This is a genomic window from Oligoflexus sp. (assembly GCF_035712445.1).
Taxonomy (GTDB): Bacteria; Bdellovibrionota_B; Oligoflexia; order Oligoflexales; family Oligoflexaceae; genus Oligoflexus.
This window is the reverse complement of sequence record NZ_DASTAT010000017.1, coordinates 80,366-94,122: the sequence shown is the minus strand read 5'-3', so window position 1 is coordinate 94,122 and position 13,757 is coordinate 80,366. Positions and strand designations below refer to the sequence as shown.

General features: G+C 52.9%; 14 protein-coding genes and 2 pseudogenes. 2 read left to right on the top strand and 14 right to left on the bottom strand.

Features of this window, described 5'->3' with window-relative positions; translation table 11 throughout:
- The first annotated feature begins 591 nt into the window (after window positions 1-591).
- The gene (locus tag VFO10_RS03105; RefSeq protein WP_325137215.1) at window positions 592-1,524 is read left to right on the top strand and encodes a LysR family transcriptional regulator; all 933 of its coding nucleotides are present in this window, start codon (window positions 592-594) and stop codon (window positions 1,522-1,524) included.
- Between the two features lie 99 nt (window positions 1,525-1,623).
- Here VFO10_RS03105 and VFO10_RS03100 read toward each other — a convergent pair whose 3' ends face one another.
- The 7 genes from VFO10_RS03100 to VFO10_RS03070 form a co-directional block, all read right to left on the bottom strand.
- Window positions 1,624-2,598 (bottom strand): MBL fold metallo-hydrolase, encoded by a 975-nt coding sequence (locus tag VFO10_RS03100; protein ID WP_325137214.1) that lies wholly within the window; start codon window positions 2,596-2,598, stop codon window positions 1,624-1,626.
- A gap of 231 nt (window positions 2,599-2,829) precedes the next feature.
- Window positions 2,830-3,288 carry a hypothetical protein gene (locus VFO10_RS03095; protein WP_325137213.1) on the bottom strand — a complete coding sequence of 153 codons (459 nt, stop codon included), beginning with the start codon at window positions 3,286-3,288 and terminating at the stop codon, window positions 2,830-2,832.
- 12 nt (window positions 3,289-3,300) lie between these two features.
- Complete coding sequence (locus VFO10_RS03090; RefSeq protein ID WP_325137212.1) at window positions 3,301-5,193, bottom strand: DeoR family transcriptional regulator; 1,893 nt, start codon at window positions 5,191-5,193, stop codon at window positions 3,301-3,303.
- 79 nt (window positions 5,194-5,272) lie between these two features.
- Window positions 5,273-5,839: a YceI family protein gene (locus VFO10_RS03085; protein WP_325137211.1), complete on the bottom strand. Its 567-nt coding sequence runs from the start codon at window positions 5,837-5,839 to the stop codon at window positions 5,273-5,275.
- Window positions 5,840-5,850: 11 nt separating this feature from the next.
- Window positions 5,851-6,966 carry a hypothetical protein gene (locus VFO10_RS03080; protein ID WP_325137210.1) on the bottom strand — a complete coding sequence of 372 codons (1,116 nt, stop codon included), beginning with the start codon at window positions 6,964-6,966 and terminating at the stop codon, window positions 5,851-5,853.
- Window positions 6,963-7,694 carry a c-type cytochrome domain-containing protein gene (locus VFO10_RS03075; protein WP_325137209.1) on the bottom strand — a complete coding sequence of 244 codons (732 nt, stop codon included), beginning with the start codon at window positions 7,692-7,694 and terminating at the stop codon, window positions 6,963-6,965. Before VFO10_RS03075 ends, VFO10_RS03080 begins: the two co-directional genes overlap by 4 nt.
- A 232-nt stretch (window positions 7,695-7,926) precedes the next feature.
- The gene (locus VFO10_RS03070) at window positions 7,927-8,295 is read right to left on the bottom strand and encodes a nuclear transport factor 2 family protein (RefSeq protein WP_325137208.1); all 369 of its coding nucleotides are present in this window, start codon (window positions 8,293-8,295) and stop codon (window positions 7,927-7,929) included.
- A 127-nt stretch (window positions 8,296-8,422) separates the two neighbouring features.
- Here VFO10_RS03070 and VFO10_RS03065 point away from each other — a divergent pair, with 127 nt between their 5' ends.
- Window positions 8,423-9,130: a hypothetical protein gene (locus VFO10_RS03065; RefSeq protein WP_325137207.1), complete on the top strand. Its 708-nt coding sequence runs from the start codon at window positions 8,423-8,425 to the stop codon at window positions 9,128-9,130.
- A gap of 38 nt (window positions 9,131-9,168) precedes the next feature.
- On the opposite strand, the gene VFO10_RS03060 is transcribed toward VFO10_RS03065, so the two are convergent.
- From VFO10_RS03060 to VFO10_RS03030, 7 genes and pseudogenes are all read right to left on the bottom strand, one after another.
- A complete protein-coding gene (locus tag VFO10_RS03060) occupies window positions 9,169-9,336 on the bottom strand; it encodes a hypothetical protein (protein ID WP_325137206.1) in 168 nt (55 codons plus the stop codon).
- A gap of 110 nt (window positions 9,337-9,446) precedes the next feature.
- On the bottom strand, window positions 9,447-10,073 hold the full coding sequence (locus VFO10_RS03055) for a DUF6151 family protein (protein WP_325137205.1): 627 nt from the start codon (window positions 10,071-10,073) through the stop codon (window positions 9,447-9,449).
- A 3-nt stretch (window positions 10,074-10,076) separates the two neighbouring features.
- Entirely contained in the window at window positions 10,077-10,562 is a 486-nt protein-coding gene (locus VFO10_RS03050; protein WP_349259345.1) for an SRPBCC family protein, read from the bottom strand.
- 35 nt (window positions 10,563-10,597) lie between these two features.
- The gene (locus tag VFO10_RS03045; RefSeq protein WP_325137203.1) at window positions 10,598-11,674 is read right to left on the bottom strand and encodes a sensor histidine kinase; all 1,077 of its coding nucleotides are present in this window, start codon (window positions 11,672-11,674) and stop codon (window positions 10,598-10,600) included.
- Between the two features lie 264 nt (window positions 11,675-11,938).
- A pseudogene (locus VFO10_RS31295) lies at window positions 11,939-12,130 on the bottom strand (KGG domain-containing protein); the annotation flags it as partial.
- Window positions 12,131-12,830: 700 nt separating this feature from the next.
- Window positions 12,831-13,046: pseudogene (locus VFO10_RS31290) on the bottom strand (KGG domain-containing protein); the annotation flags it as partial.
- A gap of 211 nt (window positions 13,047-13,257) precedes the next feature.
- Window positions 13,258-13,725 carry a hypothetical protein gene (locus tag VFO10_RS03030; protein ID WP_325137200.1) on the bottom strand — a complete coding sequence of 156 codons (468 nt, stop codon included), beginning with the start codon at window positions 13,723-13,725 and terminating at the stop codon, window positions 13,258-13,260.
- Window positions 13,726-13,757 lie beyond the last annotated feature (32 nt).

Sequence of the window (13,757 nt, the reverse complement as noted above, 5' to 3'; positions counted from 1 at the left end):
AACTTCGCGAGCTCGTTTGAAGCGCGCCTGAAAGCCAGCGAGACCATCAGCAACCTGGCCCTGGCCCGGGCTGATGTCTTCACAATCGAACATATGGAACAGTGAAATCAGGACAGTCGGAAGTCTAAAATTCCAACAGCTTCATGCATCAATGTCTCCTGAACTTTGATCAGTGTTTGAATCTCTCCGGCATTCATGTTCAAACCCTCGGCATAGGTATGGCCCGCCGCTGCTGCGCGGATACAGTGCCCCGAACTCTACAAGCCGCGAAAGATCCCGCGTGATCGGACAATGCGTGAGCCTTTAACGCGAGCAAAATTTTTATAATCAAAGCGCTGCAGCCCGCCGCACGGTGTGCCCCGTAGAAAACGTCAGAGATCCCGCAGCCATTACCTGGGTACTCAGCATTTCCAGGAGAAAAAGTACATAACCCTAAGCGATCTCATACGAGCCTATGGATGCATTGACAGGGATAAGCATCTCTCTCCGAAAGACGTTCACTGTTTCATAGGTATTGCCTCGTGCCTTCCCAATGTGCTCTTGTATAAAGCGATGCTTTAATCCTCTGCTCGAGAACATCGGAAGGACCTGATGAAAATTCGTATCGAAGATATCGGGACATTTGTTGCCGTTGTGAATGAAAATGGATTTATAGCGGGTTCGAAGCGCCTTGGGCTGGCGAAATCTGCGGTGAGCAAGCGAATAGCCGACATCGAAGCTCGCGTAGGCGCTCGGCTTATCCAACGAAGCACCCGCAGCTTTTGCCTGACAGAGGCGGGCCGGATATTCTACGATCGTGCGATACAGCTTCTTGAAGATTTTGATAACCTGGAAAACTTTGCTCATAACAACACGGGACAACTCACAGGCAAGCTTCGAGTTAGTAGTCCGATGTCTTTCGGTATTCAATACCTTTCGCCCCTTTTTGGAAAGTTCCTCTCTCAGCATGAACAGCTTCAGATCGATCTCGATTTCAATGATCGTATGGTGGACGTGATTGCAGAGGGATATGACCTGGCTGTTCGGATCAGTCGGATGAACGATTCAAGCCTGGTTGCACGAAAAATCACTCGAATCAGCCACGTAACAGTGGCAAGTCCGGCTTATCTGGAAAAATTCGGCACACCGAAACGACCTAGGGATCTTGTGAAGCACAAAGGCGTGATCTATTCCAATGTTGATGAGCAGAGCTACTGGAGGTACGTGACAACCAATCCGGATGACAACGTCAAAGCTTCTGATATCCGATCTGTTTTCCGTGTTAATAATGGCGAGGCTCTTCGTGAGGTCGCGATAGCAGGTTGCGGAATAGCGGCTTTGCCGACCTTCATTGTTCACAATGCCGTAAGGGAAGGAAAGCTGAAAGTTATCTTAAAAGGATTTGAAAGGGAGCCCATCGATCTTTACGCCGTATACCCCAGCCGAAAAAATCTTCCTCTCAAGGTCCGCACCTTCGTGGATTTTCTACAAAAAGAATTTCAGAGCGGGCCTTACTGGGAAAAAGACGTTTTCGGCAAAGGGTAATATGGCGTGAGCAGAATTGAAATCTCAAGTATCATGAGACTAATAACAATCGCGATGACACCATCGCGTATGCGTCGTCATCATCGCGGAAACCCCGTCTTAGGGTTTAACCTTAAGCTCCTTATAGGCGGCTGGGACATTGACAGACTGATGAATCCAACCAAAAATCGCATAGCCTTGGAATTCCGGCAGCTGAACCTTGGCAACTGTTTCTTCCAGGCTAAGGCCTTGCGCAATCGCATCCTTCACGCGGCGGATGACGGCATCCAGGTAATCTATGTGCCAGTTCAAATCTTCCTTCTTCATAGCCACTCCGTGGCCAGGTATGATCTGCGCTTCTTCGGGAAGAAAGTCATAGACCTTTTTGAGCGTATTGTAAGTATCGACAATGTGACCGTCGAGAAGCCATGGCAGGGCTGGCTTCGGTGCATTAATCGCATTGCCGGCCCAAAGAGTTTGAGTGATGGGCTCCCAGACGAACAGATCGCCGCCGGTTTGAGCGAACCCAAAGTCGATGATGTCCACCGATCGGCCGCCTAGATCAAGAGTAATTTTACCGTTCACTGGAATGAGAATGTCAGCTTCCCTGCCTTTGATTTCCTCAATCCCACGACCCGCACCGAAGTTTTGAATCATGAATTTCTTATCGTCATCCAGATGCGAGGCTATATAGCTGCGCGTATTGATGTGCTGAATAACCTTTGTCGATCTTGGAAGGTACATGTTGCCAAAAGAATGATCACCATGGGCGCTAGTGTTGAGCGCATAGGTAATTTCTTTTCGCTTCGAGGCATTCAGAGCCTGCTTTTGAAGGGACTCGTTCATTCTCTTATTGAGCATGGTATCAATAACGAGTGTTGCGCGAGTACCCACAACGATGCCGCCACTTGTCGCTGAGACCTGGCCTTTCTTATTCTCTTCTTTAGAGTTTTTCGGATAGACCGCAAATACACCCTCGCCTAGCTTCTCGCTGACTAAAACGATCTTATTCGCGTCCCATATGGGTTCAGCCGCTTTAGCAAAGGATCCTATGGAAAGCAGACCCGATAAAATCAGAAAACGATGAAAACTCATGGCTGAAACTCCTTGTTCGCGGAAATAACTTGGATAGGGCAATTTTCCAGGCATTCCTGCTTACACTATATTCTTTGTATTGAATAGGCCATGGGCTTTAGGGAAACAGAGTGTTCGCGGGTGACGAACACCTGAAAGAATAGGCTGATGGCTCACGAGACATCGCTGCCGATGGAAGGGGTAAAGAGCACGGGTTCATACCAGGATTTAACGCTCAAAGAGGGCTTGAATTCAGGGCAGTCGGAAGTTTAAAATTCCAACAGCTTCATGCATCAATGTCTCCTGCGCTTTGATCAGTGTTTGAATCTCCACGGCATCCATGTTCAAACCCTCGGCATAAGCAAGGCCCGCCGCCGTATCAATCGGAAAAAGGCCTTCCTGATTTTTCTTATAGGAAATGGCGCAGGATATCAGCCCTTCCTGATTGCGGCAAACTCCCTCCGCGGTCGCTCCCCTGAAACGCAGGGGCTGCTGCGCGGATACACTCTGCAGTTTTATAGGATCCGCTTCTACGCCAACGACTTCGTAAGGCAGATCATATTTCAAAGAAATAATGCCATCGGAGCCTTGATCCCATTCAATCTCCGGAGCCGGGAACTCGGCAGGGTTTTCCATATACGCGCCGCTCGGTATCGTATAGGTGCCCGACAGTTCCGCAAGACTCACGAAAATCAGAGGAAGAATCGTCATAAGCATCTCCTTTCAAGGATTCAGGGTTTGATAATAGGTGGATCGACCGGAGCCAAACCTTTGCAGCGTCCCAAGCTCCACAAGCCGCGAAAGATCCCGTGTGATCGTGGCATCCGAAACCTTGAAACGTCGGGCCATGTTCCGCGGCTGAATTTTTTCCAGTGTCTGCGCGATATCAAGAATCTCGATCTGCCGAACATTCAGCTGCGCGCGATAATCCTCCCAGCCCGGGGATTCCACGGCCTCTGGCTGCGGATCAGCAGCAGATGGAGGCGAAAGTCCAAAGGGCGGCTCAGGATCTTTCGAGGTGGATGCCACAACACGGCCGTTGCGAAGACTGACGCCTTCCTCCAGTCGATAGCCCTGTTCGGTGACTTCAATCCAACGCGCATAGGGCTGCAGGAGTTTCCGCGTGCGCGCAATCAAGGTGTAAATAAGCGGATCATGCCGCGCCGGATGATAAGGCTGAGCCCAAAGACAGTGCGTGATCTCTTCCTTGCTCAGCTCACGCCCATCCTTCAAGGCGAGCAAAAGTTTTTTAATCAAAGCGCTGCAGCCCTCGGCCCGGTGCACGATGTGCCCCCGTGAAAAAAGGGTCAGAGATCCCGGCTGCAGGTCAAAGACGATAAGATTCTGCTGCGGCGTGACGCCCAGCACCTGATGCAGAAACGTGAGCCATCCTTTGGCAAAGATATCCGCGATGATGTCCCGCTTATGAAAATGCACATCATCGATCAGGTCACCCAAGGGATCTTCACCGCGCCGACAGCTGGCGCTCATATATTCACTGCGGCTTTGAATGCGCTGCGAGATAAACGAACCCGATTTCGCTGTCAAAGCCTTCATATCCCGAATCACGGCCCTATGTTCCGCGCCCATGCCCATGCGTTCCAGGATCTGACTCTGAAGTCCCAGGGATTTCAAAACCGAGGGCATATAGCTGCGATCCCGCGCTCGCGATTCGGCGTTGCGGGCAATGGAAAGAGCTATGGAATAATTCCCTTCCAGCATCTGCACATGCGCGAGGCCAAGGTTATAGATGGTTTCCAGATAGGGATTATCCACCCTGTAAACAAGGGCGCTGGCCTTTTCCAAAAGGGCTGTCGCCTCGCGCAGATCACCTGTTAAAGTTAAAATACGGGCCAGCTGAATCTGCAGCGCGGCCTTCGTATAGGCATCTTCATACTTGCAGCGGCCCAGGGCTTCATTCAGCTCGGCAAGGATTTCATCCGCGTGCGAGCAAAGGCCATAGGTCGCGCGATAGAGTCTTTGGGCGGCATCAAAGGTTTGCGTCAAAGCCCCCTGGCCCAGCCGCGAGGCCTTCTCGCGAGCCAGCTTCAGATTGATCATGCCGGCATTGACATGACCCAGCTGCAGCTGAACGTGCCCATAAAGTTCATGCGCAAGACAGGAGCCATACTGAAAGGAAGAGGCTGTCGCCGACGTCAGCGCCTTGCGGCTCCAAAATTCCGCCTGTCGCATATAGCCCATGTTATAGCGCAAAAAGGCGAGGCCCTGGGCGGCGTAGAACTTCACTCGTTCCATTTCAGGAATGGGCGCGCCCTCATGAGCGAACCGCTGCACAAGTTCCCGTGCCCGCTTCAGGTTTTCCACAAACAAAGCCCGGGCCGCCGGCATGCGTCGTTCCCGGCAGACGGCGAGTGCATAAAAAAAGCGGGTCACCAGAGCGGCTTTGGGCGGCAGGGTCTGAATGTAGGCATGATAAAGACCACCAGCCTCTTCCGTGCGGCCAAGCAGAGCCAGGGCTGCCACGACATGAGGCAGATTCTCAGGCCCCGGCTGAAAATCCAGACTATCAACGCTCAGTGCGAGTATTTCACTGTAACGTCCCTGATAAAGTAATTTTTCGCTTTCGTGATCGGCCATGTCGTATATCGCAAGCATAGGTTCCTCATGCCTGTACTAAAGGCCCGGGCGGGCCGCAAGAGTTTTGTTCCACGAGCGAAAAATGTCAGGAGGGTCGTCAGGTCGCAGGGCTGAGTTTGGCGTCGAATTCCACTTCAATGGTGACTTTATCGGCCACGGTTACACCCAAATAGCTCGGAACACCGATCGGGTAGTCTTCAAGTTTAATATCACTGTTGGCCTTGACCTGCAGCGACTCCTTGCCCACACCCACGACTTCGCAGGAGCCCTTGATGGGCTTCTTCACGGATTTAAGGACAAGGCTGCCCGTGAATTCACAGGGGCCATCGGCGCCTTTTTCAAACTTGATGGTGTCCAGGATCAGTTCCGCAGTCGGATGCGCCTTGGTTTCCAGATATTTGTCATGCATATGACTGTCGCGCAGATCCACGCCGGTTTTCAAAGGAGTCAGCTGAGCCGTGAGGTCCCCTTTCAATGAACCTTGATCCGCAGCAAGCCGACCTTTCAGACGACCGCCTTCCCCTTTGATCTTGAGAAAGCCGGGCTTGCCGACAGCCAGAAAGCCGACTTTCGAGGAATCCTCGACGACCGTATAGGTCTGGGCCGCAAAGGAGCCGGTGGAACTCATCCATAAAGTCGCCAGAGCCAAATGAAACATCTTCATGTGCTAGTCTCCTATAACCAGTAATGGAAAATCAGGTAACCTGTATGCCCGAATGTAAAATCAGCCAGGTTTCGCCGCAAGCCGAAAGATCCCGACACTTCGAAGTGCGGTCGCGGATGTATGGAAAGTTGAGCTGTAAGTTTGTCCTGGCGAATATCCAGAATCGCGGAGCTTTCCGTATGCTGCCCATAGACGATTGCCGGATAAATACCCTGGAATGTTTTCCACAATAGCTGCGTGTGAAGGTTCAAGGTCCGGCGTTCGGGGGCGTTTTCACTTTGAGTCTTGAGTCCGTTGACTTCGGTCAGAAACCTTATGGCCGAAGGAAGGGAAAGCACCGAGGAGAGCGACCAGCCGCTTTCCTGGCCTTGATCCAAAGTTCGCCGCAGAGCGCTCACGGACACGCGATGCTTATTGGCCCAGAAGGTCGAGGCATTTCCATAGATACTCCGGCGATCCTTGTCCTCCCGATAGAGGGTGACGTCGGGATCATCCCCGGCGGGCGCGCTGTGAGACAGGTTGAGTTCAAGCTGCTCACTGAAGTAAGAAATTTCCGCCAGACTTTCTTCTGACTCCGCGCCGAGCCCCATCCGCGATCGAACGAAGGCATTATGGTCCGCAATGTTCAAACCGAATTTCGGAGACATGACTCCGTAGCGAAGCGACATCGACTCCAGCGCGTCATAGCGCAGAACCCACTTACGGATTTTCAAGGTGCCGTCATCATAATCATAGGCGTTTTTGCGTTCCGATGCGGCTGTGACATAAGCCGTCACGGGCCCCTGAGTCCAGCCGAGATCCAGATCACGCTGCATGGTGAAAAACTCGCCCTCACGCCGGCGTCCGTCTTCATAATGCGTCTGAATCAAACGCAGATGACCGCCGATCATAAGGTTCTCAGGCAGATCAAAGGCCCCGTGTCCGAAGCGTGCTTCGCCTTCGAAACTTTTGATCACGAGTTTTTCTTCGGCAAAGGTTCGTCCATAGGCCGTGAGAAGATCACCACCGGAGGTGCTGACGTGACAGGAATTGCAGCTGAAATAGCCTTCCCCGGCGAATTCCGGATAGGCGCTGGCCTTGCTGCTCAGCATCACAAGGGATAGCAGAAGAAAACCGAAGAGCCTCATGGACAGTCTCCGTCGATCCAAAGGCGCAGAGATTTTTTCTCGTCGGCTTTCAAAGCGGGACCGCCTAGGGGCATCGCATTTTTTGCGACGACTTTATAAAGAAGGCTATTGTCCGCCCGACCGCAGCGCACAAGGTCGTCGTTGGCGAGGATGCTGGCTTTGCTTTCCAGATTGATCCCAGCCGCGGGATATCCACTGTTATGGCAGCCAACGCAGTTCGGCTCCAGCACGGAGGTGAAGAGTTCCGCAAAAGTCGGCACAGGCTCGGGAGGCGTCGGAGCAGGTGAAGGCGTCGGACTCGCCGAAGGCACCGGTCCAGGAACAACAGCCGTTGTCGTGCAGGACGCTCCGGTCGGCGAGGTCCCTTGATCAATCCAGCAGCTTAGAACTTTCACCGCAGCCGCATCGGGTTTCGCACCGCGCGGAGGCATCGACCCATTGGCAATGACGGAATAAATCAAACTGCCTTGAGCATTGCCAGGAAGAATCGCACCCGCCTGCGTGGGGTTCAAAAGATCATTCGCGTTTTCAAATTGAAATCCACCGGCGCGATTTCCAGCGTTATGACAGCGGCTGCAGGAGGGTTGAAAAAGATTCTGCATAAGCCAGTCCACATCACTTGGTCCTGTTTGCAGCTGAGCCGTGACGGGAGTCGTCTTCTTTTCTTCCGAATAATCGCAGCCCGGAGCGAACATCACCAGACTTATCAAACATAGAGCGCGTCGCATAGCATCCCTCCAAATGCTCCACACTTAGGCGCTTCGTTCCGTCCGGCCCACGAATATTATCTGGTATTTATGATTGGATATAACTTGCCGGAATGTTTGAATTTAAATTCATCATGAGGCGATTTCGACGAGTCCCAGGCTCAAGGCACTCGATCGAAGCGAGATGCCGCCCCTCGGTGGACGGCAGGGTTTTCATGGGACGCGATTTGAGTTCCTGGAACGATTGATGCCTTCAAAACATCCCATTCGCATTCGGTGAATCTTTCATCAGGGGCTGCCCCAGATCCCAGAGTTCAACGACGCGATCGTTCTTGAACCGAAAGATATGCACGACCGCTGCTCCTGGATCCTCAGGATTTTGCTTCACATGGGAATGCGTGATCACGGTGTCCCCGTCCTCGAAAGCCTGCTTCACCGTCAGGACCTTGTGCGGATTCACCCGCGCAGCCTCTTCCATGGCCAGCAGCAAGGATTGCCGATCGCCCTTGAAGAACTGATTATGATGAATGAACTCGGGCGCGATGTAGAGTTCATAAGCCCGCCGGATGTCACGGCTTGCCACCATCTTCAAAAACGAAATCGCCAGTTCTTTTTTAGTCATAAATCCCCCTTCACTGTCAAATCTGACGGAAACTTGAATTATGGCATGAAATTAGGTAAAGCTAGAACCATGCCCTTATTTTTAACCAGCCACAACTGTCTAGGTGCACAACCTTAAGAAGGCATCCATGCGCTATTGGTCCAGTGCTTTGGCTCTCGTGTTTTGTCTTCTTCCCAGCCCGCTTTGCGCTCGCCATCTGGTGGTCGGGCTCGGCATCCCTCAGGAACATGGCCTCTGGCCCAAGCTTCAGAGCTTCATGACTCAGCTGGCTCTGAAAACCGAGAAGGACCTTGTGATTGAGCTGAAGTCGACCCCCTATCCGCGTATTCAGGAGCAGGTCAGCAAGGGGGAGATGGATGGTGACGTGGGGCGTCTTCAGGAAGTTTATGAGGGCAACGCAGGGGTCGTGCGAGTTGATGAGGTGGCTTCCACGCTGCGGCTCTTCTTTATCTTTCACAAGGATCGGGTCATGACCGATCTTTCCGCGATTCGCCGGTTCAAAACCCTGGCCGCGCGGGAAAGTTTTTTTCATCGACGCGCCTGCAAGGAGCTGCAGCTGGACTGCGAATTTGTTGGGCCGGGATCCAGTACGATGGATATGCTGAGGCTCAAGCGTGTGGGCGCGGTGATGACCACCCAATTTCAGCTGGTCGAACACATGCGTCTGGCAGGGAATCCGAGTCTCTTTCGGGTTGGCGAAAAGGCCTGGTATATGGAGCCAGCGTATCTTTTTCTGGCTAAAAAGAATGCGGATCTCGCCCCCGGGATTGCTGCCGCATTGAGAGAGTTGAAACAGGATGGGACGTACAAGAAAGTCTTCGGTATGGATCCCTGATGTGATCGCGCATGCCGGGGGCATGATCCCTGATCCCTTCATGCATGCCGGTAGCGTCGGTTGCGAAACAGCTTCACAGATGAAAGCCAGATGACTTTGCCAGGGCGTTGCACCTCGGGATCGACTGGAAAAAGTTCCAGCAGCAGTCGGTTCAAATAAAACGCCTGGCTTGCTTCTATGACTTTGCCGAATGTCGTCGTACTCACAGGGCCCCCTCACCATAGGCTATTTTGGCTTTATCTCATGCTGGCGTTTCACCAGACTCTTTCCATGAACTATGCAAAAATTAAGCCTACTTGCAGCAAGGGGCTCTCTGTTAACGAGGACCACAGACCTTTCGCAATTCGTTCCGTTCATCAAGCGCCAGAATATAGGGAGTCACCCGTGAGTTACCCGTGGAATCATAAAAAGGCGAAGGATGCTGCTGTCTCTTGATCCACCCTAATGCCATCAGACGCAAGGCCATGACGATGACGCCAGGATATGCCGTATTATAGGTGCCCGGCTGAAGCGGACGAATGCCGTATTTTCCCATGATACGCGCCTGCGGGGGACCAAGTGCGGCATCCAGAGTCGCGCCTTCCGCTGCAGGATGGATAATACTGTGAATGACGCCGACATAAGGCACCTTGGAGCTTCTCGGGCAATTCGCGACAGGCGTCTTGCAGCAGTCGGCATACCAGCGATAAAGTCCCTTGGGCGAAAGGCGCAGGCATTTTAGGTGCTCAGTACCCCGGAGGAAGCTGATCTGCGTGGGATAGGCGGGATAGATATCAGTCCCACCATCCGGCGTCAGAACATCGTCCGCGCGTCCAAGATAATGCGCAAAAGCCTGGCAATCAACGCAAAGGCAAACGATCCGTCGGCCTTTGGCCTGGGAAAGGCCGCTCAATTTTCCCTGAACAGTTCCGCAGCGGCATTGAAGCGAAATGTGATCCCGCATGGTTTATCCGATCTCCGGTGCGAGCGCCACCAGCTGATCGAAGCATTTGCCCCAGCCTTCATGAAAGCCCATTTCCTCATGACGCTTGCGGCCAGCCGCATCCTGATGCATGCAGATGGCCTGGTAGCGTGTGCCCTTGCCGTGCGGTTCGAGCAGAACTATGGCCGTGAACGGCAGGTCTGCTCCTGACTGAACGGCCTGAGCCGGGCGAAAGCCAGGCAAGAGGAGATCCGTCCAGACCAGCTTCTTGTTTTCCACGATTTCCAGGAAGCAACCGAGATTCGGAAACTGCTGACCATCCGGTGATTGCATGACCGTCCGAAAAATTCCCCCGGGACGCAGGTCGACTTCAACCTCGGCAATGGACCACGGTGCCGGTACAAACCAGCGCTTCAGATGCTCCGGACGGGTCCAGGCTTTCCAGACGATTTCAGGCTTCACATCGGTGAAACGCTCCAGCACGAGGTCGAGTTCCGGGTTGATCTTCATCATCTTCCTCCTTCAGGATTTGAGAAAAGGCCCCTTCATTCCAGGGTCAGGGCATTTTGAAAGGGCCGGGCATCCAAAGGCAAGGTAAAAGATATCGTCGTCCCCAACGCTTCGGTGCTGTCCACCTCGATCGTGCCACCATGAGCTTCGACTATCCCACGGACAATCGGCAAACCGAAGCCCCAGCCTTTGACGTTCTGCTCCTCGGCTTGCTGCGACCGATGAAAGGGCTGAAAAATGTTTTCCTGCTCTTCAATGGGAATGGGCTGACCTCTATTATGAATGGAAAGGGCCAGGGCTCCATGTTCTTGCTCGGTCTTAATCAGAATGGGCTGGGTGCTGTCGCCATACTTGATCGCATTATCAAGAAGGTTATGAAGGATCCGCTTCAGTCCATGCGGACACCAATAGCCTTCGAGATCGGGGCCTTCCAGCCTGATGTCCTGCTGATAGTTGCGGATCGTCTTATGAATGATCTCGTGAATGCGGCAGTGCTGAATGCCGAGCTTGATGCGACGCGAGGCCTTGATTACGCTGGCATCCAGTATATTGTCGATCAGGGTCGCAGCATTCTCCGCGGCATCGGCCATCCTTTGATAAAGGTCGCTCGCCACGTTCGGCTCGACCCCTTCCATCAGAAGACTCGTCGCCATTCGGATAAAGGCCACAGGTCCACGAATATCATGAGCCAGCATGGCGATGAACTGCTCACGAATATAAGTCTCGGCCAATGCAAATGAGGTGATGGATTCCCGCAGCGACAGATCAATCGAGCGATCTACGATGAGCCATTCCTTTTGCGTCACAGAGACTTTGGATTCCAAAACGGAATGAATGGTCTCTTTCAGCAGATAGAATTCCGTGGCGATCTGGGAAATATTGAAATTGGTCAGTCGCGCCCGTTCTCCGCCGTGCTCCTGGGCTGCCGTGTTGCCTTTCAGAGGATCCTCGCGTTGGGAATCCGGATCCAGAGTTTCGGCGATCCGTTCCAGGAGGCGGGGAAAGTAGTTGAAGAGTATGGGGTCGTCAAGGCGGGTCGCAGAACTGATCTGCTGTTTCACGGCGGCGGCCCACTTCTTTTCAATTTCCTCCCGGGCATTCATGAGAGCCATACTTGTTTGGCGTCCTGATGCGGAGGACCTGGATTCTGTCATGGCACGTTTCCTTGCATTCATGCCGTGCATGTTTCACGTCGCGCCGAAACAAGAGAACCGCGGATGACCGCGGTTCCTTGAGCCTTTTCAATATGAGGATGTGGGGATTCAGCGATTACGTCCCCCGCGTGGCGAAGACGAACCTTCATCTTCGTCTTCTTCCTCTTCACTGCGATTTGCGGTGTTCGCTTTGTTCTGCTGCCCAGCGCGCGAGGATGCATGGGAAGCCTGGCCTCCTTTACGACCTGCTTCGCGTGCTTCTTCCGAATCAAACTCATGAGCGTTTCCGCTTTGATGAGCTGCCCGGCCGCCTTTGGCGGAGATTTCACGCTGTTGCTCTTCATTCATGCCTGCGAAGCCTCTCTGGCTCGAACCTTGTTGCCCTTTTTTTTGATCTTTTTGATTGCTCGGCATAAGAAACATCCTTCAATTTGCGTTAAAGTTATGCTGTCCAGCCTCAAATCAGATACGAGTGATCCTTCCTCAGCCTTTCACGTTCCATACCAAGAATGTGAAAGATTTTTCGTGAAAAAAAGGGGGGCCAGCGCGTCCTCAGCGTATCGAAACGAGTTCAAGGTGAAGTCTTTCCGCAACAACTTTTTACTTCATGCCAAATTTTACGAAGAAGATTCTTCGGAAAGCGCATGAGTTCATGAGATCCTCACCTTTCAGATCATGCGTGCAGATCATCCCGGCCGCTCTGACGATTGCTTCTCCCGCTTGCTGTTTCCACGTCATCGTTCTCCGCTTCTTCACCTGTGGTGCGCACTTCATCGCTGTCACCACGACTCAGACTCTGCTGCTGCTCCACATCACTGGCGCTCAGATCCGATTCGAGTCCATGGTCCTGACCAGCCTCTTGCTTGGACCCTGTCGCGCCGGCTTTCTCTCCGGAAGCCTCGCGCTGTTTGCGTGAACTTTCACGCTGCGCATCAGGCTTGGATGGGGCCGTGCTGCGCCGCGATTTTTGACTATGCCCGTGGGCTGTTTCGCTGTGGTTGTGGGCTTCTTCGCCTTGACGATCACCCTCTTCAAGGTCACCGGCGTCATGATGCTCTGCAGCCTTGCGATGATGCTTGGCAGCGGATTCATGGTGGAAAGCGGCATTGCGATGATGAGCAGCCAGTCCGCCCTTGCGTCCGATTTCAGCCATATGTTCACGGTTTCTACTGACGGCTTCGCCACCTTTGCGACCCGCCTCAGCGGCTTCTTCTGAGGTGAACTCATGAGCGTTGCCAGATTCATGGGCAGCACGTCCACCGCGTCTTGCAATTTCCCGCTGCTGCTCTGGATCCATGGCGGCAAAACCGCGCTCATTTTTCCCAGCCATGATTATAACTCCTAGGTTTTTGTGGTTTCTCTATCTCCTCAACGATAAGGTGATGCGGTATAAATTTTGCAATTTTTATACCGCTTGTCTCGCAAATTTCTTCTGTAGGGCCTTGGGAAAAAAGGAGTGCGCCTGAAGCTGGCGCATAAGGTTCCCAGGGGATAATATCAGCATTTGCATGCATGCGCGTGAAGGCACTCTGTCGGGACATTCACCTGTAGTCGTTATCAATCCAGGCCTGAATCAGGATCTTCAGGTTGTCAGGCTTGGTGCTGTTCTTCACAAAACGCTCGGCCCAACCGCCTGTCCCGACCCATGTGCGGCCCGTGAGGACATCGGTGGGTTTCAGATTCAGATTCGCAGCGTTCTTTGCGGACGGAACGCCATAACCACCCTGGGCATCGCTGCTGTGATGGCACGCGCTGCAGAGCATCGCATCATCGCGTCCTGGTGTTTGACTCGTTATGATCTGGGCGAGTGTTTTGCCGTCGACGTTCCTATTGGGAGCGAGCCCAAATTTTTTGGAGTCAATAGGCTCGTTGAATCCAAGTTTAGCCTGCCCTGTCACAGCCTTCTGAGCATTCGCCATATTCTGCAGGGCTTTGCTCGCATCAGGTTTTTCATCGGCGCATGCCCCCAGCAAAAAGAGTAAAGATAACAAAAGGCCAAGCTGTGCCACGGATCCGATCCTCCAAAAATCAGGTGTCATGT

Excerpts from the sequence above, each read along its gene's own strand:
- VFO10_RS03105 (WP_325137215.1), top strand. The coding sequence starts at position 592 with ATGAAAATTCGTATCGAAGATATCGGGACATTTGTTGCCGTTGTGAAT.
- VFO10_RS03100 (WP_325137214.1), bottom strand. The coding sequence starts at position 2,598 with ATGAGTTTTCATCGTTTTCTGATTTTATCGGGTCTGCTTTCCATAGGA.
- VFO10_RS03095 (WP_325137213.1), bottom strand. The coding sequence starts at position 3,288 with ATGACGATTCTTCCTCTGATTTTCGTGAGTCTTGCGGAACTGTCGGGC.
- VFO10_RS03090 (WP_325137212.1), bottom strand. The coding sequence starts at position 5,193 with ATGCTTGCGATATACGACATGGCCGATCACGAAAGCGAAAAATTACTT.
- VFO10_RS03085 (WP_325137211.1), bottom strand. The coding sequence starts at position 5,839 with ATGAAGATGTTTCATTTGGCTCTGGCGACTTTATGGATGAGTTCCACC.
- VFO10_RS03080 (WP_325137210.1), bottom strand. The coding sequence starts at position 6,966 with ATGAGGCTCTTCGGTTTTCTTCTGCTATCCCTTGTGATGCTGAGCAGC.
- VFO10_RS03075 (WP_325137209.1), bottom strand. The coding sequence starts at position 7,694 with ATGCGACGCGCTCTATGTTTGATAAGTCTGGTGATGTTCGCTCCGGGC.
- VFO10_RS03070 (WP_325137208.1), bottom strand. The coding sequence starts at position 8,295 with ATGACTAAAAAAGAACTGGCGATTTCGTTTTTGAAGATGGTGGCAAGC.
- VFO10_RS03065 (WP_325137207.1), top strand. The coding sequence starts at position 8,423 with ATGCGCTATTGGTCCAGTGCTTTGGCTCTCGTGTTTTGTCTTCTTCCC.
- VFO10_RS03055 (WP_325137205.1), bottom strand. The coding sequence starts at position 10,073 with ATGCGGGATCACATTTCGCTTCAATGCCGCTGCGGAACTGTTCAGGGA.
- VFO10_RS03050 (WP_349259345.1), bottom strand. The coding sequence starts at position 10,562 with ATGAAGATCAACCCGGAACTCGACCTCGTGCTGGAGCGTTTCACCGAT.
- VFO10_RS03045 (WP_325137203.1), bottom strand. The coding sequence starts at position 11,674 with ATGGCTCTCATGAATGCCCGGGAGGAAATTGAAAAGAAGTGGGCCGCC.